Raw genomic sequence first — 22,593 nt, forward strand, 5'->3', positions numbered from 1 at the left:
TGTTATCGCGGGGAATTACTTATCCCGGTCATGTGGATTGGCAATCAAGGCTTTGAGCTGATCAGACATCGCAAAGTCCAGGTTAATATTTTTTGGTGGAATCGGTTGCTGGAACCATTTTTTATACATGTTATTGATTTCACCAGAAGCATAAGTGGCTTTAATGGCATCATCAACCACCTGTTTAAAGCCTGTATCACCTTTACGCAGCATACAGCCATAGATTTCATGAATTGGCGCAGTGCCGACGATTTGCCATTGATTCGGGTCTTTGGCTTTGGATTTTTCACCCGCAAGTAAAATATCATCCATCATGAATGCCACAGCACGACCATTTTGCAGCATCAGGAATGATTCGGCATGGTCTTTGGCGGAAATGATTTCGCCAATGCCCAGTTCTTGCTGGTGCTGGCGGATATAACGTTCAGAGGTCGTGCCTGCTGTGGTGACCAGTTTCTTGCCTTTTAAATCTGAAAAGTCCTTGATACCGGAGTTCTTGGCCGTGAGCAGTCTTGAACCCACTTCAAAGAAACCGACCGAGAAATCAACCTGTTGCTGACGCTCTTTATTGTTGGTGGTTGAACCACACTCCAGATCAACCGTCCCATTGGAGACCAGTGGAATACGGTTCTGGCTGGTCACCAGGTTATAGCGGATTTTCAGGTCTGGCATATTCAGCTTTTGCTTGACTGCTTCAACTACCTTGAGTTGCAGGTCATGGGCATAACCGACTGGCTGATTCGGATTGGAAGCAATGTAGGAAAAGGGAATCGATGAGTCACGATAACCAAGTACAATCGTACCAGAGCTTTTAATTTTATTGAGTGTGCCCGAAGAAGAAGCACTACCATCCGCCGCTTTGTCACCGGCAGCAGGGGCCTTATTGTCGCTACAGGCACTGAGTCCCAACATCAGGGCGCTTGCACAAAGCAGCGAGGTCATGGTGCGTTTAGATGTCATCTACAAAACTCCTTTTGTATCATTCTGATGCATTCGTAATTGTTGCGGTTTAACCGTTGATTGTTATGAAAAATAATGTTTTCTTTCTAAACATAAAAAATACATTATTTTTCATCTTAATCAACTTGCATACGATTGCTCAAGCGATATTGTTTACCGTTTTGTTAATGGTAACTGTTGATGAATTAAGCAGTTTTTAAATGAATGAATTCTGATAAAAATGCAGGATATATAAAGCATAATTTATGCCATTCATGCCGTATGGATAGATGGCTTTATTCAGGCATTGCCGTTCTGGAAGTCTAGGCACAACGACCTAAAGAGACCGTATTTTAAGAAGAGATAAAAAAAGCGGCCTGATCAGCCGCGTTTAAATAAGATAAAAGTTAGAACATCGATTCTTCGGAATTCGCTGAAATTTTATGGATGGACAGGTCGGCACCACGATACTCGTCTTCCTGGGAAAGACGCAGTCCAAGCGTGGCTTTTAACAGACCATAAACCAGGAAGCCGCCAGCCAGTGCAACAATAATACCCAGACTGGTACCAATGATTTGTGAAATAAGTGAAACGCCGCCAAGCCCGCCCAGTGCTTGTTGTCCAAAAATTCCTGCGGCAATCCCACCAAAGGCACCACATACGCCGTGTAAAGGCCAGACCCCCAGTACATCATCGACTTTCAGTTTGTTTTGGGTATAGGTAAACAGGTAAACAAACAGTGCACCGGCGATGCCACCAATTAGTAATGCACCAATAGGGTGCACAATGTCTGAGCCTGCACAAATCGCGACCAGCCCCGCCAGCGGACCATTGTGTAAGAAGCCCGGGTCATTTTTACCCATAAAATTTGCTGCCAGGGTGCCACCGACCATTGCCATCAATGAATTAATCGCCACCAGACCTGAAATGGCTTCAACCCGTTGAGCGCTCATCACGTTAAAGCCAAACCAGCCGACGATCAGGATCCATGAACCTAAGGCGAGGAATGGAATTGAAGACGGTGGGTGAGCGCTGACACGTCCATCATTTTTATAGCGACCATGACGTGCACCCAGTAAAATCACGGCAGCCAAAGCGATCCAGCCACCCATGGCATGCACCACAACTGAACCGGCGAAGTCATGGAAACTTGCACCAAATGAGTTCTCGAGCCACTTTTGCAAGCCATAGTTGCCATTCCAGATCATGCCTTCAAAGAAAGGATAGATCAGCGCCACCAGAAGCAGGGTCGCAATCGCTTGCGAGCGCATCTTGGCACGTTCGGCAATCCCGCCTGAAATAATCGCCGGAATGGCTGCTGCAAAGGTTAGCAGGAAGAAACAGCGCATCAGGTTATAACCATGGTCTGAGGCTAAGGTGCTCCCTGCATGGAAAAAGTTCTGGCCATAGGCAATCCAGTAGCCGACAAAGAAGTAGGCAATCGCTGAAATGGCGAAGTCGGTCAGGATTTTACTTAAGGCATTCACCTGGTTTTTATGCCGTACCGTGCCAAGTTCCAGAAATGCAAAGCCAGCATGCATTGCCAATACCAGTACTGCACCGAGCAGTAAGAAAAAGAGATCTACGTTTTGCATAGTGGTGCTCAAAAAAAGTGCTAAATTCGATTCTGGCGCATAGCTTTGATTCATTTTTTGCACCAAAAAGGATTTAGTAAATCTAAAAACTCAGGCTGTAGGGGAACAGCCCAATTTAATGAAATAAATAATGCAAAAAGTGCACCAATTTAGAAATTAATTTGTAATTTTGGTGAATAGTGGTGCAATTTGCTTAAAAATAGCACAGTTTATGTGTTGGTTTGAATGCAACATCACCCTGCAAGCTTCATTTATTTTTTTAGTTGATGAACAAGCGCAAGCGAGCATACCACCGTCATGCTTTATCTTGATCCGATAGACGATCATGCCTGACGATGGCGAGCCTGCGTATTTACAGCACAGGTGGGGTATAGCTTAAGGTTCTGCCTAAAATCCAGAGTAAAAACAGCACCAAAGGTAGATGGACAACCAGTTGGGTGACGGTAAAACCAATCACGTCTTTGGCTTTGAGTTTTAAAATCCCGAGCATGGGCAGCATAAAGAAGGGGTTGATCAGGTTGGGCAATGCTTCTGCTGCATTATAAATCTGTACCGACCAGCCGAGATGCACTTGCAGATCATTGGCGGCCTGCATCACATAGGGCGCTTCAATAATCCATTTCCCGCCGCCAGAGGGTACAAAGAAACCCAGTACCGCAGAGTAGATGCCCATCACAATGGCAAATGTTTCTTTGGAGGCAATTGAAACAAAGAATTCGGCAATATAGTGGGATAGGGAAAGGTCTTCGCTGTTTAAGGCTTGCGTCATAATAAAGGCAATACTGCCGTAGAGCGGGAACTGGATCAGAATTCCTGAGACCGCAGGCACCGCCTGACTGACGGCATTGAGAAAATTACGCGGGGTACGGTGTAAGGCCAGACCTAACATTAAAAACACAAAGTTATAGGTATTCAGACTGGAAATGGCAATGATGGGATTGGTTTTGGAAAACTCGATAAACATCCAGATCAGGCCTAATGCCACTACAACAATGGTCAACAGGGGTGAGTTTTCCAGCCAGTCGCCAGGTCGGGTCGATTTAACTTCAGTCTTTTCCTCTTCATCAAAATCCAGTTCAAAATCCTGCATGGTTTTGACATTATTCCCTTTGGGTGCCGACCAGTAGGCAATCGCAATCGAAACAATCACCAAGATTAGAGTCATCAGCATCGATTGCCACAGGAAAATGGTTTCAGTAAATGGAATCACACCAGTTAGGTTATAGATCGACTCAGGCAGACTGGCTTTATTGGCCTGTAATTGTGCCGCAGATGAACTGATGCCCAGTGCCCAGGTCGCACCCATGCCAATAATGGCGGCAGCTGCAGCAGCGCGATAGTCCATATGCAGTTCTTTACGCTTAGCTAGTGCAATCACCAGTAAGGCGGTTAAAATGGTACTGACCGCCCAGTTGACTAGTGAAATAAGCAGACTTGTGGTGGCAACCAAGACAATGGCACTACGTCCCGAATGCGGAATACGCGCCATCATCTGAATCAGTTTTTTCACAGGTGCAGACACGGAAACCACGTAACCGACGATAATCAGCATGGTCATTTGCAGGGTAAAGGGAATTAAGCTCCAGAAACCGTTACCGAACGAACTGGCAACATCTTGTACCGGGGCACCGATACAGATTGCAGCGAATGAAACAATGATGACACCGAGTAAGGCAAAGATATAAGAGTCTGGAAACCATTTTTCCGACCAGTTACTGATCCGTAATGCGAAACGCTCCAACAGCGCAGGTTGTTTATTCATCTTAAGCATCCATCTTTGATTGTTATAAAGTTCATTTGTCCTAAATGAATTTTTTGTTGCCTAAAAACGGCTAAAAGTGATGCTCGGAAAGCATCACTTCAATAAGGGTAATAAAAGGAGGTCGTTGGTTAAGCTTTGGCTTCAATCAACAGCTCGACACCCGTGGCCTCCCGGATTTGCTGTTCAGTCACATCAGGGGCTAACTCGACCAGTTTGATGCCTTCAGCAACAACATCCAGTACGCCCAGATCGGTAATGATGCGATGTACCACTTTTTGTCCTGTGAGCGGTAAGCTGCACTGTTTGACGATTTTGGCTGTTCCATCTTTGGCATTGTGTTCCATCAACACCACCACGCGTTGTACGCCGGCAACCAGATCCATGGCACCGCCCATCCCTTTGACCTTTTTGCCCGGAATCATCCAGTTGGCGAGGTCACCTTGTTCAGAAACCTCCATGGCACCCAGAATGGCGATATTGACGTGTCCGCCACGAATCATGGCAAAGGATTCACTGCTTGAGAAAAAGGCCGCACCTGCACGTGCAGTGACGGTCTGTTTACCTGCATTGATTAAATCAGGGTCGAGTTGTTGTTCAGTTGGAAATTCGCCAATGCCGAGTAGACCATTTTCCGATTGCAGCCACACATCCATATCCTCTGGAATGTAGTTGGCAACCAGTGTTGGAAGACCAATACCGAGATTGACGTAGAAACCATCCTGTAATTCTTTTGCGGCACGTTGTGCCATTTGTTCACGTGTCCATGCCATGATTATGCGTCCTGTGCTTTTAGGGTTTTTTGTTCGATCCGTTTTTCAGGTGTGGCATTCAGTACCACACGATTGACGTAAATACCCGCTAAATGGATTTCATCTGGATCAAGTTCGCCAATCTCAACGATCTGTTCAACTTCGGCAATGGTGATTTTTCCAGCCATGGCACATTCAGGGTTGAAGTTTTGCGCGGTTTTACGGAATACCAGATTGCCGGCTTTATCCGCTTTATAGGCTTTGACCAGTGCCACGTCTGCGGTCAGTGACGGTTCAAGGATATAGGTACGACCATTAAAATCGCGTTGTTCCTTACCTTCAGCCACCAAGGTACCTGCACCTGTTGCGGTATAAAAAGCAGGAATGCCTGCGCCACCAGCACGTAGTTTTTCGGCGAGTGTGCCTTGAGGTGTGAGTTCAACCTCAAGTTCGCCGTTTAGATACTGGCGTTCAAATTCTTTATTTTCGCCTACATAAGACGAGATCATTTTTTTAATTTGTCGGGTCTTGAGCAACACACCCAAGCCAAAATCATCAATACCTGCATTATTGGAAATACAGGTCAGGCCGGTTACACCTGTGTCTTTCAGCGCCTGGATCAATGCCTCAGGAATACCGCATAGGCCAAAACCGCCCACTGCAAAGGTCTGCTGATCTTGCACCACATCTTGTAGTGCCAGTGCTGCGGTTGAATAGACTTTATTCATTTTTTTCACCTGTAAATTCCTTGGTTTCTATTAGTTTTAGCACTCAGGGATTATTTACAGAAGTTTAAATTTCTAAAGGATTAATGAGGGAAACTCATTAATACCAGAAAATTCATCGATTTCACTCAAAAAAGCGCTATGACGGGCGGGTTAGTCTTGGTCTGGTAACTGAAGGGGCTTAGCCAAAATCATGTTGTAGCAGAATCTCGATAAACTCTGCTGAAATATTGGAAAGCTCAAAATCTTTTTTATAAACAATGCCAATCGCTTGCGGCAGTTTACCGTCTTCAATCTCAATCAGAACGTTATGTTCCTTGTCGATAAAATTCTGAAAATGGCGGGGAATGGCACTAACGCCCATATCCAGTGCCACAAAGCTGGAGAGGGAACTGATTTGATGACATTCAACTTTTAGATCTAAAGTCAGATGGTTTTTAAGACAGTTTTCTTCAATCAGGTGCCGAACAATGGAGGGATGCTGCAAGGTCACAAAGGGATTGGCACACAGCTGTTTCCAACTGATCGAATCTGCGCTTGCCAGTGGATGCGTCTTGGGCAACAGCGCCAGAAAATCTTCCTCAAATAAGGGCTTAAATTCCAGTTGATCATTGCGTGGTGGCTCAAAGCAAATCCCAATTTCAAAAATACCATCCTGAACATTTTCCAGTACTTTCTCATTGGGAATATCATGAATAGAAAAACTGATATTGGGATGCTTGGCTAAAAAGCTATGAATCACTTGCGGCAAAATCGCATGGGTGACAAAGGGCATCGAGGCAATATTGAGGGTGCCGCGATTGAGTTTAAAACGTTGTTTAACATCCTTTTCCATATCTTCCCAATTGGCCAGTAATTTCTTGGCATAGGGAATCAGTGATTTTCCTTCCTGTGTCAGCTCGACGCGACGGGTATTGCGCTTAAACAGCTTGCCCCCGAGTTCTTCTTCCAGTGATTTGATACTTAAACTTAACGCAGACTGACTGAGATGCAGTTCAGCAGAGGCATTTGCATAATTTAGGGTACGCGTCAGCGCAAGAAATGCCTTGAGTTGCTTAAGTGTCATGTTCAGTCGCCTGTTCGGAAAGTTTTGATTTATATGGTGTAATTTATAAAAAAAACAGCGCATTGTGACTGGCATTTTTGTTAATTCGGTATTCTGAACTAATGCACTTACTTTCTATAGGTCGTTTGACTAGTCATTTAAGTTGATATTAGTGAATAATGTATGAGCATAATAACCTTATAATTATGATTGCTTATATTTCACGGTTAAACCATATGTTGTCCTCCATTAATATGTAGATTTGCTCCAGTCATATAGTCTGCACTTTCACTACAAAGATAGACAACTAAGGCTGCAACCTCACTAGGATAGCCAAGACGTTTCATGGGGATAGTTGAAATAATTTTTGTTCTAACTTCAGTCGGTATTGCTAAAACCATATCAGTTTCTTGATATCCAGGGGAAATACAATTAACCGTAATTCCTTTGTCAGCGAGTTCCAGGGCAAGTGATTTTGAAAAACCAACCATACCCGCTTTTGCAGCAGCATAATTTGTTTGCCCAAACTGCCCTTTAGAACCATTAATTGAAGATATATTTATTACTCGCCCCCAACCATTAATGATCATGTTATCAATAAATTGATGGGTAATATTAAATACGGAATCTAAATTTGTACGTAAAACGGAATTCCAAGTATCCTTTTGCATTTTTCTAAAGGTACAATCTTTAGTGATACCCGCATTATTTATTATAATATCAATTTTCTCACCTGATGAAAAAAGACTTTTGGCCATATTGGCGGAAGAGTCATAGTCCGATACATCAACTTCAACACATGTAAAATCATAACCAGAGTTTTTTAGTTGATTTTGCCAATCTTTAAATCTTTTGTTAGAAGGTGAGTAAGTTATAATTACTTTAATTCCGTGATCATGGAGTTTTTTTGCAATTTCTTGGCCTACTCCCCCCATTCCACCTGTGAGCAAGGCTGTTCTTTTTATTTCACTCATTTGTTGATCTCCATTTGAAAATTGTAATAACCATACCAATGGTTATAGTGAATAATCCAAGTATAGAAAATAAAGATGGAATTTCATTAAGTGTAAAGGCTGAAATTAATATGGCTAAAGCAGGCACTAATGCTGCAAAGACTGAACCTAAAGTTGATCCTAATAAAAAAACTGATTTACTATAAAAGAAGAGAGCTACGATAGAGACAAGAATACCTTGATAAATAATTTGAGGAGCTAAAGTAGAGATAGGAACTAAAAAAATATCTAACCCTTTTAAATAAATATAAAGAGGTGTATAGACAATCATTGATGAAAAAGAGACTAAAGCGGTTGCATAAAGTGCTGAATCACAATAATATTGTGATGATATAGTATATATTGCCCATAGTAATCCACCTAAAAGAAATAATAGATATGCTATGATGTCTGAGTTATTAAGAGAAAAATATCCTGAAAAAACAACACCAATCATAATAATAAATATACCAATATATTCATTGGTAGATATATATATTTTCATAAAAAATCTGTTTAATAAAAGAGAAAATATAATCATGCTAGTAGGTGTAATAACTGCAAAAATTTCAACGGGAGAAAATTTGAGTCCTAATGCAATTGTAAGCATATAAGGAGCTCCCAATCCCATCATCATTGTAACTAACCCTGCAAAGGGAACTTTTCTATGTTTGCTGATGAGTAAATATGGACTAACTAATACCCCTGAAGTAATAAAGCGTATGAAAGTCATGTCTAATGCATCAAAATTGGATTTGGCTACTCCGAATCTAGTCATGACAGGAAAAGCAGCCCATATTAATGCTGCAGTAATTCCATAAGTAATACCTAGACCATAATTTTTATTTATATTCATTAATTTTTATTCCCTTTTACTCCTGTTGGTTGATTTTTACTCAGGTTGTTTTTGCTTTAAATACTTTTTTAGTTCGTCAATTTTTTTATTATCTAAAGGTAATGGTTGTCTAGTTGTTTTACTTATTTGTACAATTACAGTTTCAGCAGATGCACACTGCTTTTGCCTTTGATAAATTCCCTGTTCAAAAATAATAGAACTGGTTCCTATTTTTTTTATAGAAGTACCTGTTTCAATAGAGCCAGGCCATAAAATTTCATTCATGAATTGTATTGATAAATGAGCAATAACAAATTCCGCATCGTTTGATAGTTCAATTATTCTAGGGTTGTATAATATTTCTACGCGACCAGTTTCTAGAAATGTAGAAAATAAAGCATTATTAATATGGCCCTGTCTATCCGTATCTGCATATCTTAGCTTATCAGTTGTTATGAGAGGGTAAGGGATTGAATTGTTATGCATAATAAATATCCTTTTGAGGTATCACAATTATATTGTGATACCTTTGAGTTGAGTTTTATTTATGGCCAATATCTATTGTTCTGGTATCGCCTTTTTTTCTTAGGTAAGCAAACTCTACATCATTTAAAATCATCTGCGCTCGCTTCAAATCTCTTGATGCATAGTTAATACTTGTTAGGAAATGTGCTAACTCTTCATTGTTTTCAAAATCTGTTTTGACATCTATTCTGGATATATCCAGATTATTTCTTTTTTCTAATAGTTCTAGGTAATCAGTATCTATTACTCGAAAAGCTGCACCTATACTAAGACCTTTTGCATTCAGTACCTTATGCCATTCGAAGGGTGGATTTACCAATACATCACCAGGCTTAATTTGTATTGTATCGGATGAAAAATCACCTCCAGGGGCCTCTCTTCCACTACTGGTTGCAAACATTAAATCAAAATCTTTAAATTGATCGCCAAGCAATGGTGGACGTGTACTCCAGCGTTTTTCCCCAGCAATCATGACAAAGATATTAAGAGTAGGAAACATATGCCAATCACTGCCGACAGCTCCATCTGTTGGCTCACCATATTCTTGAGTACTGTTTCCAAAAAACATATGTCCCGTAACTGTCCAATTAGGGATATCTAACCATTTATTCTTAAAAATAGATTCTCGAACTTTTTTAAATGCTAACTTACCCCAAGGATAAGGATCGTTATAGCCTGATGAAATAGTGCCTAAATGAGAATAAACATCTAATTTATTTACAAAAATATCATTTAAGAATTCTTTCCCTGTTCCGACTTTTCCAGTTACATAATTATAGTCAGATACACCATCTTGATTTTTCATCGTGACAGAAGAACTACTTTCTTTGACACGCCATTGAAGCTCAAGATCTTCATCTATCTCGTTAAAAAACTCCATTGTTTTCAGTCTTTCGTCTATAACTGCTAAACCTCTATATAGGGCTGGCTTTGAAAATCCATCAGTCGCTTTTTCAAGGCTTTGAAAATCCATCTTACCTTGGTGTGATTCTTTTTCGACAATATTAAGAAACTGGTGATAGCTGGCATTTGTTTTCATATACAATCATCCTCATAGCGGAATGTGTTAATTTTGGTTTTTCAATGTCATACGACAATCTTTTAGTTAATTGACAAATTGAAAAACTATTATTTTCTAATCTTTTAATTACGATAATTGTGAGTTATCTTTGACAGTCTTGTCAATTTTGACAGGGTTGTCAAGTATAAGGAGTGTAACTTGTCTGGAGTACGGCAGTTTGATGAGGCATTTATCCTCCCATTAGTCTTGGATATCTTTTGGAGAAATGGCTGGCAAGCAACTTCATTAGTTGAGATTGCGAAGGAAACAGGTGTCCAACGAGGATCTTTGTATAACGCATATGGAGGAAAAGATGAACTTTTTCTTCAAGCATATGAAATTTATTGTAAAAATTTTTTAAATAATATTGATTTGGCAATGAAAGGAGATTCATTACAGGAGGTTTTAACCAATTTTTTTAGCGCAGCATTGGCTAATATGTCTAAGGGCACTCCTGCAAAAGGATGTCTGACAACTAAGATGTTAGTAGATATAAATCTAACAAGTGAACGTATACAGCAGCGTTTAAGAGATTTCATGAATGAACTTCGATTGGCATTAGAGGTTAAATTATCTGACCCAAAATGGAAGGATTCATTGATTTTAGAAGTTGGCCAAACAGCAGACGTTTTAATCACATATACGAGGGGTATTGCTGTGATGGAAAGAGCTTATAAAGATCCCACTTTCCTTCAGAATACATGTGATGCTTTTGTTCAAATTTTAGTAAAAAATTAGATATTCTTGGTTAGAATGAATCAGCCTTTAATTCTAATACGACCTCATATGAACAATAAATTCGTCAGCTTTTGCCTTTTATCAATGTGTTTAATTGAGTTGAGCCACGCCCAAGCAACGCCATTCAAGACGTATCAATCTGAGCCGTTGCATTGTGGCGAAGCGATTTTTCAAGTGATTTCATCCTGTTATGATCCCGATGAAGGCGCATTGAGAGGAAGTGGCGGCGTCATGCGTGAATCTTGCCAATCCAGTTATTTGCTGGTGAACTGGAAAGGACAGCAAAAGCGCATTGATTTTCCAATCGCAACAGCAGCGCAAATGCAGCACTTAAAAAGTAAAGGCTATAGGTTGCAAAAAGTGATTCGCCAAGGGGATTGGTCACCACAAAGTTTGGCCTGTGGTCAGGTCAAAGGTATTGACGGGTATTTTGTGGTGGTCAATCAAGCAACCAGCAATGATTTGAATCAAGAATACTTGGGCAAAGGTTCTCTGAGTGAAGAACCCGTGTTACTGAATCTGAATGGCAGCATGACCAGTGATGCACTTAGACAAAAAATCTATCCCTTGCTGAAACAGGATAAAGTTAAAATCACCAAAGTCGTTTCAGCCAATGCCTTATTTGGCGATGAGTAAAGCTTAGTTCAGCGATTGGTTTATCCAAGCAGAATATTGAGAATGTTGGCTGACTTTATCGGCTGATTATTGCTACACTTTTTTATTTTTAGGCAGATGCGTGATGTCTTTTGATCTTAAAGTCAGTTTAAAGCCAAGGACTGAACCTTCTGCACAGCAGAAAAAGCTGAATCGCCTGATTGATCAAATAGAACAGCAAAAAATCAGCCTTGCCATGTGGCAGAATGCCCAAGCTGAAATTCAGCAACATACACGACAAAAACTGATGCCTGTGTATAGTGAATTGCATGACATCCTGTTTCAGCAGTTGGATCAACTTTGGACATTGTTACAGCAGCATGAGTTTTCCAAAGCTGATATGCAGCAACTGGATGAAAAAATTGCCCAGCTTGCGCAAATGTTAAAGCCTTCCAAAATGTTGAAGGATGAACAGTTAACGCTGGTCAAGCAGATTGATACTTTTTATCAGCAACATGCCCAGCAATTGGCTAAAAAGACTAAAAAAGTACAGTCAGCCAAATTTGAACAGGATGAAAGTTCTGAGCAAAGTACGGCACCAGAAGAAGAGGATGACTTTGAGCAGTATGCGGCTGAACAGCAACAGGCTCGAGAACAGGCCAAATTACTTCGACAGCAACAGAAACGTGAACAAGCTGAGCAAATGGCAGCGCAATCGCTGAAAACGGTGTATTTAAAAATTGCCGCGATGATTCATCCTGACCGTGAGCAAGACGAGTCCAAAAAGGAAGAAAAAACCGAGTTATTCCAACAGGCCAGTCAGGCTTATGAACAGCAAGATTTGTTTTATTTGCTCAAGCTTCAATTACAGCTTGAACAGAATAAAGGCGTTGGAGCTAAAGAGTTATCTTCGGAGCAAGTCAAGTTTTATAAGCTGGCTTTGGATGCGCAAAGTCAGCAGCTTGAAAGTCAAATTGAAGAAATTCTGGATTCTTTTCAGTTGGCGAAGAAAGTGAAGGCTGAGCATCTGCATATTGGTGATGTTTATAAAGCGATAGATGCGGATTGTGCTGAGTTAAAGCAGCAGTTGAAGTGGGAAAAAGAACGTCTAAAGCATATGAAGAAGGTGAGTGGGGTGGAGATGTTGTTGGGGCATGGGGTGCTTTGAAAATAAGCATTTAATGATATTATATTTAGAAATTATTATTTCAAGAGACTACTTTGAAGCACTATTACCAACTAATATTTATGGGTGCAATTGATCATAGATTACTGCCAAAAATTAAAGATGTATTTTTTGAAAGAATTGATGACTTAGGAATTGATAAGGGATTCTTTAAAATTATTGATAGATATAATTTCGAAGCGTATACAGATGCAAATCCTGCATTTTGCATTTACATAGGACAAAGACCTAACACAAGCTTTTTAGATGAAGACATTGTTAATAAATTGGTAAAGGACGCAACCTTATTATTGCCATTAATAGATGAAGACTATCCTGAGTTTAATAGTTTAGTACCAAATGCTATTCAAAAATATAATGGACTAAGTTGTATCGGTCTTACACAAGAAGCATTAATCGAAAAAGTTGTTAGTAATACACTTGAAGCTTTTAATTTATTAAAATCTAAACGCAGAGTTTTTATTAGTTATAAGCGTGATGATTCTTCAGGTGTTGCAATCCAATTATTTGAATATCTTGAACAACACAATTTTGACGTATTCCTTGATACACATTCAATTCGAAAATCTGAGCCATTTCAAGATGAACTCTGGCAAAGAATGATTGATAGTGATGTAGTTGTATTATTGAGTACAGAAAATTATTTGGAAAGTGAGTGGACTCAACAAGAATTAAGTAATGCGAATCTTGCTTCAATAGGCTTAGTTCAAATTGTATGGCCTGAATTTACTGTTATAAAAGGGGCACAACTATCTGAAGTATTTCAATTGGAAGCATCAGATTTTATAAATAATAATTTTCGTAATGTTAATGCTAGGTTAAATGAAGACTGTCTTTTAAAAATTGTCCAATTTACTGAAGCATTGAGAGCCCGTACTTTAGCTTCTCGTCAAGATAAGCTTATTTCCACATTTATGCATTATGCTGAAAAATCAAATGTAACAGCAACGCTTTCAAGTCATAAGTTTATTGAACTTGAAAAAGATGGTAAAAAATCGATAGTCGTTCCTGCGATTGGTATGCCAAAAGCACTCAATTGTGAAGAGTCAGAATCATTAATTCAAAAAATTTATGATGAAAAAGGAAGCCTAGATAAGATTTTTATCTTATATGATGAAATCCATATTCGAGATATTTGGCTAAGACATTTGAATTGGTTAAATAAGTATTTGCCAGTAAAAACTAAAGAAATTGGTAAGGTATCAGAATGGCTAGTAAGTTAAAAAAAATATTTTTATCGGCAAGTATTCCATTAGCAGATAGAGATCCAAAATATTTCGATACAGCAGATAATACAGCTATACGTGATGCAGTTATTGCTTTGTCTCGTATTGTTTTACCAAAGGCGGAATTAGTATGGGGCGGGCATCCATCTATAACGCCTTTAATCAGAGCTGTTTTAGAAAAGCAAAATTTACAAATATCAGAGCATGTCACGCTTTATCAATCTAATTTTTTTCTTAAAAAATTTCCATCAGATAATAATTTTTTTGAAAAGTTAATTATTACAGACGAATTAAAAGATCAAAAAGAAAGTTTAGGTCTAATGCGTAAAAAAATGATAGTAGGAAATAATTTCTGTGCAGCCATTTTTATTGGCGGGATGGACGGAGTTGAAGATGAATATAAGTTATTCAAAGAAGCTCATCCTGACGTCCCAGTATTTCCAATTGCATCAACAGGTGCTGCTTCAAGAATTTTATATTTTCAAGAAAACTTTAAAAATGAAAGATTATTAACCGATTTTTGCTATTTACCATTATTTGATGAATTGTTTGAGGAGATTTTAAATGGGGAATAAGATTTTTATTTCTTATAAATACGCTGATTCAAGCGTACAAAAGCTTAGTTCTACTTCATATTGGGAACAGACGACTCCTAGGCATTATGTTGATATTATCCAACAAAAGTTACTACCTAAATATGGTCATATTAATAAGGGTGAAAATGATGGGGAGTCTTTAGCTAATTTTAAAGAATCTACAATTTACTCTAAATTAGCAGGCAAAATTTTTGATAGTTCTATTACGATTGTTTTGATTTCCCCAAATATGAAAGTTGCATATCCTTTTGAAAAAGATCAATGGATTCCATGGGAAATTTCATATTCATTAAGGACTAAAAATAGAAGCGGATATTATAGTAATCCAAATGCAATATTAGCAGTAATTTTACCTGATTCATTTGGAAACTATAATTATCTTAATAATTATGGTTTTGGGTTTGAAATTCTAAAATTGAATAAAAATAATCTCAAACCTGCTTATGCATATGGGATATATGATAAAGACTATATTGTTACATGCACATGGACTCAGTTTCTAAGTCAATTTGATAGTTGGATTGAAAAAGCACTAAGAAACCGAAATTATGTTGAAAAATATAACTTGAGAGTTAATTTTTAACCTGTATTCAGGGGTGTTCATCTGAGTGACACACCTGAACCTTTTGTAAAATATATAGCGAATAAGCTTCCATTGATTTCAGCATATTTGAATTCATGCAATGCATTTAGGTTGTTTTTTTCAATTTGGGGGTAAAGGTCTAAATATTCTTGCCCTATATATGAACCTTCAGACTTTTGCCTAATCGGTAAAATACCTATTTTATTAGGTTTATAACCATCAAAATAGCCTAATTCCCAAGGCATCCATTTTGAAGTAGTGGCATTATTTGAATCAACATAAACTAAAAACTTGGATTGTTTCATTCTAGTTCGAAGTATATCTGCTGTTTGTGCGTTTACATTGGCTCGGTCTAGTTGAGGATCATCTACCCAATCGATATATACGCTATACCCACTGTCTTCTATGAGCTGTTTTACACCTAGAATTAATTGTTTATCTTTTGAAGAATGTGAAAGAAAAATATCAAAACTGTTGCGCTTTTTTTGTTCTTGAAGTGATTCATTCAAAATATTATCAAAGCTGTAATAAGTCGATTTTGATCTAGTCTTTAATGCAAAATTATTGATTTCATCAAATGTATAAAAACGCATAAAAAAATCCCCTCTAATTTGAAGGGATTCTAGTTTAAATATTAATCATTTGAAAGCTTTAAAGCGCAGCAATCTGTTCCATACTTTGCTTAATTTTCGCTAACTGATCAGCAAACTCAGCCAATTTCACTTTTTCACCTTCAACAACCGTTGCTGGTGCTTTCGCTACAAAACCTTCATTCGAAAGTTTATTGGCAATTTGATCATGTTGCTTTTGAACCTTATCCAAGTCCTTCTGCAAACGACCCAATTCAGCTTTAGGATCAATCAAGCCTTTCATTGGTACAAATACCGATGCATGACCTACAACACTTGAAGAAGAAAGTGGTGGTTCTTCGCCTTGTGCCAGAAAGGTAATGCTTTCAACTTTAGCCAATGCTTTAAATAACGCTTCGATACGCGTGATTTGCTCACGTTCAGCATCAGAAGTGTTTTGCAGCAATACCGGCAATAAACGCGCATTACCCAAGCCCATTTCACCACGGATGTTACGTACCGCACCAATCAGGCCTTGTAACCACTGCATATCAGCTTCAGCTTGATCATTCATCTTCGCTTGATCAGGCACAGGGTATTGCGCAGTCATAATCGTAGCACCGCCTTTGCCTAACATCGGCGCAAGCGTTTGCCAGATTTCTTCAGTCAAATACGGCATCAATGGATGCGCCAAACGTAAAGACGCTTCCATCACCGCAAGTAATACACGGCGAACTTCGGCTTTACGCTCTTCAGATACATTGGCATCGTTCAGAACCGGTTTGGTTAACTCAACGTACCAGTCACAGTATTCATTCCAGATAAAGTCATAGATCGCTTGCGCAGCAAGGTCTAAACGATAGGTCGCGAATGCTTGGTGTACCGCAGCTTCTGCTTTTTGCAGACGGCTCATGATCCATTGTTCAGGCAGTTCCCAAAGATCAGGACGTGCTTCTTGACCAACAGTTTGACCTTCCACATTCATCAATACGAAACGGGTTGCGTTCCAGATCTTGTTACAGAAGTTACGGTAACCTTCAACACGCTTCATGTCGAACTTGATGTCACGACCGGTGTTGGCAAGCGCACAGAAGGTAAAACGAACCGCATCTGTACCGTAAGCCTGAATGCCTTCCGGGAATTCTTTGCGCGTTGATTTCTCAATCTTCGCTGCCTGTTTCGGGTTCATCAAACCTGTAGTACGTTTTGCAACAAGGCTTTCAAGATCGATACCGTCAATCAGGTCAAGTGGGTCAAGCACGTTACCTTTAGACTTCGACATCTTCTGGCCTTCGCCATCACGGACCAGGCCGTGAACGTAAACGGTCTTGAATGGAATCTGTGATGTCCCGTCTTCATTTTTCATGAAGTGCAGGGTCATCATGATCATACGCGCAACCCAGAAGAAGATGATGTCAAAACCAGTCACCAACACATCAGTCGGGTGGAAAGTTTTAAGGAAATCATTGGCCGCATCTTTCTCTGCATCACCGGTCCAACCTAAGGTCGAGAAGGTCCACAGGGCAGAGGAGAACCATGTATCCAGTACATCTTCATCCTGATTTAGAGCAGTATCCGCAGGGATGTTATTTTTGGCACGAACTTCAGCTTCGTCACGACCCACATATACATTGCCTTCAGCATCATACCAGGCTGGAATACGGTGACCCCACCACAACTGACGTGAAATACACCAGTCCTGAATGTTGTTCATCCACGCCATATACATGTTGCTGTATTGTTCTGGAACAAACTTGATACGACCATCTTTTACCGCTTCGATTGCAGGCTCTGCCAATGGCGCAATTTTCACATACCATTGGTCAGTCAATAACGGCTCAATGATCACACCAGAACGGTCACCGCGAGGTGGTTTCAAGGTATACGGTTGGATCTGCTCTAACCAGCCTTCAGCTTCAGCCTGTTCAACCAGTTTCTTACGCGCTTCAAAACGTTCTAAACCGATATAGTCCGCAGGGGCAGCAATGGTTTTAGAAATCTGCTCGCCCGCTTTGGCGATATATTCAAACTCAGCCAGAACTTCTGCATTTTTATTGAAGATATTGATGATTGGCAATTCACAACGCTTACCTACTTCATAGTCATTGAAGTCGTGCGCAGGGGTGATTTTTACACAGCCCGTACCAAATTCTTTGTCGACATATTCGTCTTTAACGATTGGAACGGCACGGCCGGTAATTGGCAGGATAATGTTCTGACCCACAAGATGCGCATAGCGTTCATCATCCAGTGCCACCGCAACAGCGGTATCACCCAATAAGGTTTCAGGACGTGTGGTTGCGACTACAATGTGATCTTTACCATCGTGGGTACGCAATGATTTGTCTTCAAAGAAATATTTGAAGTGCCACAATGAACCTGCTTCTTCTTTATCTGACTCAACTTCGAGATCAGATAGCGCAGTTTGTAGCTTCGGGTCCCAGTTAACCAGACGCTTGCCGCGATAGATCAAACCATCTTCATGCAGTTTGACGAACACTTCTTTCACTGCATTGGATAGACCTTCGTCCATGGTGAAACGTTCGCGTGACCAGTCTACAGACGAGCCGAGACGACGGATCTGACGGGTAATGGTGCCGCCTGACTGTTCTTTCCATTCCCAGATTTTTTCGATGAACTTTTCACGGCCCAGGTCATGACGGCTGATGTTTTGCGCACCCAATTGACGCTCGACCACCATCTGCGTTGCAATACCTGCGTGGTCAGTCCCCGGTTGCCATAAGGTATTTTTACCCATCATACGGTTGTAACGAGTAAGGGCATCCATGATGGCATTATTAAAGCCATGACCCATGTGCAAGCTACCGGTGACGTTCGGTGGTGGAATCATGATACAGAACGATTCACCTTGACCTGAAGGCTTGAAGTAACCTTGTTGTTCCCAGATTTGATACCACTTCTTTTCGATCTCGGTTGGATCGTAAGTGGTTGCAATATTTTGAGCAGATTGAGCGTCAGTCATAGTACAGAAGATTAAAATTGAATAAAAAATTGCATCTATTGTAGCAAAAAATCCTCGCTTCTGTAGGTCTTTCAGCATGCCATCGCCGATTCAATAGAGCCGCTCAAATAATGTCTGCATTCCGGTTTGTTGCAGTGACATGAGAGCACATCCAGTTTCTTGAGTGCAGATGACCTGATTGCAGGCAAGACGGGCTAAATCCTGATAAAGCACTTATAAGCTTTGATTTTTTCTCATAAAACCGATGAAAGGCGTTGGATTTTCAAACAAATAAGATTAGATTTGTGTGTAATGCATCACATAACTCAAAAATATTGATGCGTAAAACAACAATATAAAAATGCGAAAACTAAAAAGGGATGATGCTCATGAGTTATTCAATTCTGTTGAAGATTAATGAAGTTACGCATGGACAGTTTGAAACAATTCGCCAGCAATTGAATGCGGGGGCGTCTGAAAGTCAGGCTCGTCTGCTGGGAGAGGTCTTGTCGGAAATCGCCTGTGATATCGTTGAGCAGGTCTTTTCAGTGTTGCTGATCCAGAATCGCCAGCCGACCCAGTTAACGCAAAAATATACCGCTGAATCTGAAAAAATCATCCAGCAGATTATTGGCGCGGTACGCAAATATATGCCCTGGTCGATTTCATTTTTTGGCAATGAACGGCTATGTCCCTTTGCCAACTATTTTTCCGATATGATCAAGTATCACGATGAGCAGGTCTATGTGTCTTATCCGATTGACCGACATTTGGTACAACAGGCACATGCCTTGGTGACCCGACTCAAGAATAATGAGATCAGTGATATGGTCGATGTGTTCCAGACCCTGATCCAGATTGTAGATCTGGGCGTAACCAGCCTGATCCGTGAACCGAAAAAATGTCTTCACTTTAATACCGTGGTGGATAAAACCCTGAACGGGGTGATTAATATGACGGCGCATCTCAGTTATAAACGTTTGGAAAAAATGAGCGATCAGGTCGATAGCAATGCTGCAACTGATTGTGTGAACCATTTTTTAGCATTTATGCATGTCGATAGCGAATAGAGTGTGATAAATTCGGCGGATACAACGCCAAAAACGATAGAAAAATAGATTGGATAAAAAGGGCTTGTTCAACAAGCTCTTTTTTTTCAATCTAACAATTAGGGTTATTAGAATGAACACCGCCGTTTTTTTAAATATTCATGCGGATACTTATGCACGTTTTGCACATATTCGGACACAATTATTGCAAGGGAGCAAAGAAAGTCAGGCCAGTGCTTTAGGCAGTGTCTTGTCCGAGATGGCCTGCGAAGTCATGGAACAGGTTTTTATCGTTTTATTACAAGAAAATCAGCAATATTCGCAAACAGGCGAATCTGAAAAAGTGATTCAGCAGATTCTGGACGCTATTCGTAAATATATGCCTTGGTCGATTTCATTTTTTGGTAATGACCGTTTAATTCCGCTGGTTGAATATCTTTCCAAAACCTTACAGATCGAAGATGAAACGGTTTATATGACCTATCCGGTCAAGCAGCCGTTAGCCGAGCAGGTCAAGGCGTCTAGCCAGAAACTGGCCAATGGCGATCACAACGAAATTTCAAAGTCACTTAAATTACTCACCGAAGTCATTGATGCAGGGGTTGATCATCTGATTCGTGAACCAAAAAAATGTTTAAAATTCAATTTTGTGGTGGATAAAACCTTAAATGGCGTGATTAACATGACCACGCATCTGGGCTATAAACGTCTGGAAAAGTTAAGTACCCAGATTGATCAGCAACTGGCTGCAACCTATGTGGATTACTTCCTCAAATTCATGCGGCATTCAGCATAGGCAGGATATAAAAAATGGCAAAACTTAAAAGTCTTGAAAATAAAGTGGTCTGGATTACCGGTGCTTCATCGGGTTTAGGCAAAGCGCTGGCACGTGAATGTGCATTGCAAGGCGCACAGGTGGTTTTGACCTCACGCCGTTATGATGAGCTGGAAGCGGTACGGGTCGGGTTACTCAAGCCTGAACAGCATCTTTCGATTGCTGCCGATATTACCGATGAAGCACAAGTACGTCATGCGCATGAACAGGTGCTGGCAGCAAAGGGACGGATTGACTGGCTGATCAATAATGCCGGTCTGAGCCAGCGTGCCTTGATTCAGGACACCACCATGCATACTGAACGTGCCATTATGGAAGTCGATTATTTCTCGCAAGTGTTCTTTACCAAGACGGTATTGCCGACTTTCCTGAAACAAAAATCAGGCCGTGTGGTATTTGTCTCCAGTGTTGCAGGGCTACTCGGTACGCAATATCGCGCGACTTATTCAGCAGCCAAAGCCGCCATTCATATGTGGGCCAATAGCTTACGTGCCGAAGTTGCCAATGACGGTGTTGAAGTCTCGGTGGTTTTCCCCGGTTTTGTCAAAACCAATGTGTCTTTCAATGCCTTAAACGGTGAAGGTAAGCCGCAAGGCTATCAGGATGAAGCGATTGAAAATGGGCTGGATGCCGATGTATTTGCTGAACGGGTGGTGGAATCCTTGATGGCAGGGGACGAATACATTGTGGTGGGGGGTAAAAAAGAGCAGCTCGGTGTACTGGTGTCGCGTTTATCGCCGGGTTTATTGTATAAAATGATCCGCAAAATGAAAGTGAAGTAAGTGCGAATATTATTTTAAAAGGAAATATAAGTGGAAGATAGTCAGGACTTATCTCCGACATCCTCAAGCCATCGAGTATCCATAACAGCGATCATCATTTATGTATTGCTGGCATTGCCTGCCAGTATTTCTGTTAGCGGAATCATAACTTACTTATTGGAGATGTCGATCTCTAGTACTGAGATTAAGCAGTATGGGATGATATCAATACTGATATTAATTGCTTCTTTAGTTTTTTTATTCTCCTTGGTTATATTACTGGTCGTAGTTAAAAAAGCACCAAATATTTTACCTGCAATTATCTGGGTATTTGCTGGCTTAACTTTACTGTTGGGATTTTTTAACTGACTGATATCATTAGACATACAGCCAGTCATAATACTTAAAGGATAGGATGAAGTGACAACAGATCGTCGCAAGAAAGCCGTTTTTAACTGGAGTGGGGGCAAAGACTCTGCTTTGGCCTTGTATAAAGTCTTACAGCAAAATGAATTTCAGGTTATCGCTTTATTGACCACGGTCAATGAAGAAACGGAGTTGTCTTCGATGCATGCCATTCCGCATACATTGCTTGAAAAGCAGGCTGAAAGTATTGGCATTCCGCTTTATCCGGTATTTCTACCCAAGAACCTTCCCGTATATGAACAACGTATGCTGGACGCCGCCAATCACTTTAAGGCGCAAGGGGTGGAGCATTTTATCTTTGGCGATATTTACTTGAGCGATGTGCGCAAATATCGTGAAGAGCGTTTGCAGCCTTTAGGCATTGAAGTGGTGGAGCCGATCTGGAATCTGAACTCGGCTGAGGTGATGCAGGATTTTCTGGATTCAGGAATCAAAACCAAAATCATCGTGACCGATGCCAGCAAACTTGATGAATCCTTTATCGGGCAAGATATTGATGCCGTTTTGCTTGAACGCATGCCAGCGGAGGTGGATGTTTGTGGTGAAAATGGCGAATATCATAGCTTTGCTTATGCAGGTGCTCTATTCAAGCATCCCGTTGAGTTTGAAATCGCGGAAACACGTCAGCTGTCATATGAATTTAAGCTGGACAATGGCGAAGAAAAAACCTATCACTACTGGCAGGCGATTTTTGCAGAATAAGGCCAAGGTCCTGTATATGACACAGGGCCGTTAAAATTTATTAAGTTATTTCTTTATTTTTAATGGGGCAAAGCGGTTTGATCAACATTATGGAGCTTATGCACAATCGCTAGGTCGATTGAGCTTTACTGCAATAGAA

The 22,593-nt window shown here is 40.4% G+C and carries 23 protein-coding genes; 11 read left to right on the plus strand and 12 right to left on the minus strand.

The window, feature by feature from the left end; translation table 11 throughout:
* Positions 1 to 15: 15 nt before the first annotated feature.
* The 10 genes from MSG93_RS09500 to MSG93_RS09545 form a co-directional block, all read right to left on the minus strand.
* Positions 16 to 960 carry a transporter substrate-binding domain-containing protein gene (locus MSG93_RS09500; protein WP_324621528.1) on the minus strand — a complete coding sequence of 315 codons (945 nt, stop codon included), beginning with the start codon at positions 958 to 960 and terminating at the stop codon, positions 16 to 18.
* Positions 961 to 1,346: 386 nt separating this feature from the next.
* On the minus strand, positions 1,347 to 2,534 hold the full coding sequence (locus MSG93_RS09505) for an ammonium transporter (RefSeq protein WP_005288629.1): 1,188 nt from the start codon (positions 2,532 to 2,534) through the stop codon (positions 1,347 to 1,349).
* A gap of 352 nt (positions 2,535 to 2,886) precedes the next feature.
* Positions 2,887 to 4,296 carry a short-chain fatty acid transporter gene (locus tag MSG93_RS09510; protein WP_324621529.1) on the minus strand — a complete coding sequence of 470 codons (1,410 nt, stop codon included), beginning with the start codon at positions 4,294 to 4,296 and terminating at the stop codon, positions 2,887 to 2,889.
* A gap of 128 nt (positions 4,297 to 4,424) precedes the next feature.
* Positions 4,425 to 5,066, minus strand: a complete 642-nt coding sequence (locus MSG93_RS09515) for a CoA transferase subunit B (protein WP_324621530.1) — start codon at positions 5,064 to 5,066, stop codon at positions 4,425 to 4,427.
* 2 nt (positions 5,067 to 5,068) lie between these two features.
* Positions 5,069 to 5,773, minus strand: a complete 705-nt coding sequence (locus MSG93_RS09520) for a CoA transferase subunit A (protein ID WP_262755501.1) — start codon at positions 5,771 to 5,773, stop codon at positions 5,069 to 5,071.
* A 178-nt stretch (positions 5,774 to 5,951) separates the two neighbouring features.
* Positions 5,952 to 6,836: a LysR family transcriptional regulator gene (locus MSG93_RS09525; protein ID WP_004803082.1), complete on the minus strand. Its 885-nt coding sequence runs from the start codon at positions 6,834 to 6,836 to the stop codon at positions 5,952 to 5,954.
* Positions 6,837 to 7,042: 206 nt separating this feature from the next.
* Complete coding sequence (gene phbB, locus MSG93_RS09530; protein WP_023271556.1) at positions 7,043 to 7,789, minus strand: acetoacetyl-CoA reductase; 747 nt, start codon at positions 7,787 to 7,789, stop codon at positions 7,043 to 7,045.
* Positions 7,782 to 8,663 (minus strand): DMT family transporter, encoded by an 882-nt coding sequence (locus MSG93_RS09535; RefSeq protein WP_324621532.1) that lies wholly within the window; start codon positions 8,661 to 8,663, stop codon positions 7,782 to 7,784. Before MSG93_RS09535 ends, phbB begins: the two co-directional genes overlap by 8 nt.
* 36 nt (positions 8,664 to 8,699) lie before the next feature.
* Complete coding sequence (locus MSG93_RS09540; RefSeq protein WP_324621533.1) at positions 8,700 to 9,128, minus strand: thioesterase family protein; 429 nt, start codon at positions 9,126 to 9,128, stop codon at positions 8,700 to 8,702.
* Positions 9,129 to 9,183: 55 nt separating this feature from the next.
* Positions 9,184 to 10,206: a hypothetical protein gene (locus tag MSG93_RS09545; RefSeq protein WP_324621535.1), complete on the minus strand. Its 1,023-nt coding sequence runs from the start codon at positions 10,204 to 10,206 to the stop codon at positions 9,184 to 9,186.
* A gap of 180 nt (positions 10,207 to 10,386) precedes the next feature.
* Between MSG93_RS09545 and MSG93_RS09550 the strand changes: the two genes are divergently transcribed.
* The 6 genes from MSG93_RS09550 to MSG93_RS09575 all read left to right on the plus strand — a co-directional run bounded on the left by MSG93_RS09550 (position 10,387) and on the right by MSG93_RS09575 (position 15,150).
* Positions 10,387 to 10,965: a TetR/AcrR family transcriptional regulator gene (locus MSG93_RS09550; RefSeq protein ID WP_324621537.1), complete on the plus strand. Its 579-nt coding sequence runs from the start codon at positions 10,387 to 10,389 to the stop codon at positions 10,963 to 10,965.
* A 48-nt stretch (positions 10,966 to 11,013) separates the two neighbouring features.
* Positions 11,014 to 11,601 (plus strand): hypothetical protein, encoded by a 588-nt coding sequence (locus MSG93_RS09555; RefSeq protein WP_324621538.1) that lies wholly within the window; start codon positions 11,014 to 11,016, stop codon positions 11,599 to 11,601.
* A gap of 103 nt (positions 11,602 to 11,704) precedes the next feature.
* Positions 11,705 to 12,727 carry a molecular chaperone DnaJ gene (locus MSG93_RS09560; protein WP_324621539.1) on the plus strand — a complete coding sequence of 341 codons (1,023 nt, stop codon included), beginning with the start codon at positions 11,705 to 11,707 and terminating at the stop codon, positions 12,725 to 12,727.
* Between the two features lie 80 nt (positions 12,728 to 12,807).
* On the plus strand, positions 12,808 to 13,968 hold the full coding sequence (locus MSG93_RS09565; RefSeq protein WP_324621540.1) for a toll/interleukin-1 receptor domain-containing protein: 1,161 nt from the start codon (positions 12,808 to 12,810) through the stop codon (positions 13,966 to 13,968).
* Complete coding sequence (locus tag MSG93_RS09570) at positions 13,953 to 14,546, plus strand: hypothetical protein (protein WP_324621541.1); 594 nt, start codon at positions 13,953 to 13,955, stop codon at positions 14,544 to 14,546. Before MSG93_RS09565 ends, MSG93_RS09570 begins: the two co-directional genes overlap by 16 nt.
* On the plus strand, positions 14,536 to 15,150 hold the full coding sequence (locus tag MSG93_RS09575; RefSeq protein ID WP_324621542.1) for a TIR domain-containing protein: 615 nt from the start codon (positions 14,536 to 14,538) through the stop codon (positions 15,148 to 15,150). The genes MSG93_RS09570 and MSG93_RS09575 overlap by 11 nt, the downstream gene beginning before the upstream one ends.
* Positions 15,151 to 15,167: 17 nt before the next feature.
* Here the strand turns inward: MSG93_RS09575 and MSG93_RS09580 are convergent, their stop codons facing one another.
* Both MSG93_RS09580 and MSG93_RS09585 read right to left on the minus strand, forming a co-directional pair.
* Complete coding sequence (locus tag MSG93_RS09580; protein WP_324621543.1) at positions 15,168 to 15,743, minus strand: toll/interleukin-1 receptor domain-containing protein; 576 nt, start codon at positions 15,741 to 15,743, stop codon at positions 15,168 to 15,170.
* A gap of 58 nt (positions 15,744 to 15,801) precedes the next feature.
* Positions 15,802 to 18,702: a valine--tRNA ligase gene (locus MSG93_RS09585; RefSeq protein WP_324621544.1), complete on the minus strand. Its 2,901-nt coding sequence runs from the start codon at positions 18,700 to 18,702 to the stop codon at positions 15,802 to 15,804.
* 368 nt (positions 18,703 to 19,070) lie between these two features.
* On the opposite strand from MSG93_RS09585, the gene MSG93_RS09590 reads away from it, so the two are divergent.
* The 5 genes from MSG93_RS09590 to MSG93_RS09610 all read left to right on the plus strand — a co-directional run bounded on the left by MSG93_RS09590 (position 19,071) and on the right by MSG93_RS09610 (position 22,454).
* Entirely contained in the window at positions 19,071 to 19,751 is a 681-nt protein-coding gene (locus tag MSG93_RS09590; protein ID WP_324621545.1) for a hypothetical protein, read from the plus strand.
* A 112-nt stretch (positions 19,752 to 19,863) separates the two neighbouring features.
* On the plus strand, positions 19,864 to 20,526 hold the full coding sequence (locus MSG93_RS09595; protein WP_005227049.1) for a hypothetical protein: 663 nt from the start codon (positions 19,864 to 19,866) through the stop codon (positions 20,524 to 20,526).
* A 14-nt stretch (positions 20,527 to 20,540) separates the two neighbouring features.
* Positions 20,541 to 21,347: an SDR family NAD(P)-dependent oxidoreductase gene (locus MSG93_RS09600; RefSeq protein WP_324621548.1), complete on the plus strand. Its 807-nt coding sequence runs from the start codon at positions 20,541 to 20,543 to the stop codon at positions 21,345 to 21,347.
* A 30-nt stretch (positions 21,348 to 21,377) separates the two neighbouring features.
* Positions 21,378 to 21,695, plus strand: coding sequence for a hypothetical protein (locus tag MSG93_RS09605; RefSeq protein ID WP_324621549.1), 318 nt, complete (start codon positions 21,378 to 21,380; stop codon positions 21,693 to 21,695).
* A gap of 51 nt (positions 21,696 to 21,746) precedes the next feature.
* On the plus strand, positions 21,747 to 22,454 hold the full coding sequence (locus MSG93_RS09610; RefSeq protein WP_324621551.1) for a diphthine--ammonia ligase: 708 nt from the start codon (positions 21,747 to 21,749) through the stop codon (positions 22,452 to 22,454).
* Positions 22,455 to 22,593: the final 139 nt, after the last annotated feature.

The sequence above is a fragment of the Acinetobacter sp. IK40 genome (assembly GCF_035615075.1).
Taxonomy (GTDB): Bacteria; Pseudomonadota; Gammaproteobacteria; order Pseudomonadales; family Moraxellaceae; genus Acinetobacter; species Acinetobacter courvalinii.

What these genes read in the sequence shown, in the direction of transcription:
- MSG93_RS09555 (WP_324621538.1), top strand. Translation starts at nt 11,014, where the DNA reads ATGAACAATAAATTCGTCAGCTTTTGCCTTTTATCAATGTGTTTAATT.
- MSG93_RS09545 (WP_324621535.1), bottom strand. Translation starts at nt 10,206, where the DNA reads ATGAAAACAAATGCCAGCTATCACCAGTTTCTTAATATTGTCGAAAAA.
- MSG93_RS09580 (WP_324621543.1), bottom strand. Translation starts at nt 15,743, where the DNA reads ATGCGTTTTTATACATTTGATGAAATCAATAATTTTGCATTAAAGACT.
- MSG93_RS09540 (WP_324621533.1), bottom strand. Translation starts at nt 9,128, where the DNA reads ATGCATAACAATTCAATCCCTTACCCTCTCATAACAACTGATAAGCTA.
- MSG93_RS09520 (WP_262755501.1), bottom strand. Translation starts at nt 5,773, where the DNA reads ATGAATAAAGTCTATTCAACCGCAGCACTGGCACTACAAGATGTGGTG.
- MSG93_RS09505 (WP_005288629.1), bottom strand. Translation starts at nt 2,534, where the DNA reads ATGCAAAACGTAGATCTCTTTTTCTTACTGCTCGGTGCAGTACTGGTA.
- MSG93_RS09525 (WP_004803082.1), bottom strand. Translation starts at nt 6,836, where the DNA reads ATGACACTTAAGCAACTCAAGGCATTTCTTGCGCTGACGCGTACCCTA.
- MSG93_RS09515 (WP_324621530.1), bottom strand. Translation starts at nt 5,066, where the DNA reads ATGGCATGGACACGTGAACAAATGGCACAACGTGCCGCAAAAGAATTA.
- MSG93_RS09500 (WP_324621528.1), bottom strand. Translation starts at nt 960, where the DNA reads ATGACATCTAAACGCACCATGACCTCGCTGCTTTGTGCAAGCGCCCTG.
- MSG93_RS09600 (WP_324621548.1), top strand. Translation starts at nt 20,541, where the DNA reads ATGGCAAAACTTAAAAGTCTTGAAAATAAAGTGGTCTGGATTACCGGT.
- phbB (WP_023271556.1), bottom strand. Translation starts at nt 7,789, where the DNA reads ATGAGTGAAATAAAAAGAACAGCCTTGCTCACAGGTGGAATGGGGGGA.
- MSG93_RS09570 (WP_324621541.1), top strand. Translation starts at nt 13,953, where the DNA reads ATGGCTAGTAAGTTAAAAAAAATATTTTTATCGGCAAGTATTCCATTA.
- MSG93_RS09590 (WP_324621545.1), top strand. Translation starts at nt 19,071, where the DNA reads ATGAGTTATTCAATTCTGTTGAAGATTAATGAAGTTACGCATGGACAG.
- MSG93_RS09510 (WP_324621529.1), bottom strand. Translation starts at nt 4,296, where the DNA reads ATGAATAAACAACCTGCGCTGTTGGAGCGTTTCGCATTACGGATCAGT.
- MSG93_RS09565 (WP_324621540.1), top strand. Translation starts at nt 12,808, where the DNA reads ATGGGTGCAATTGATCATAGATTACTGCCAAAAATTAAAGATGTATTT.
- MSG93_RS09595 (WP_005227049.1), top strand. Translation starts at nt 19,864, where the DNA reads ATGAACACCGCCGTTTTTTTAAATATTCATGCGGATACTTATGCACGT.
- MSG93_RS09560 (WP_324621539.1), top strand. Translation starts at nt 11,705, where the DNA reads ATGTCTTTTGATCTTAAAGTCAGTTTAAAGCCAAGGACTGAACCTTCT.
- MSG93_RS09585 (WP_324621544.1), bottom strand. Translation starts at nt 18,702, where the DNA reads ATGACTGACGCTCAATCTGCTCAAAATATTGCAACCACTTACGATCCA.
- MSG93_RS09575 (WP_324621542.1), top strand. Translation starts at nt 14,536, where the DNA reads ATGGGGAATAAGATTTTTATTTCTTATAAATACGCTGATTCAAGCGTA.
- MSG93_RS09535 (WP_324621532.1), bottom strand. Translation starts at nt 8,663, where the DNA reads ATGAATATAAATAAAAATTATGGTCTAGGTATTACTTATGGAATTACT.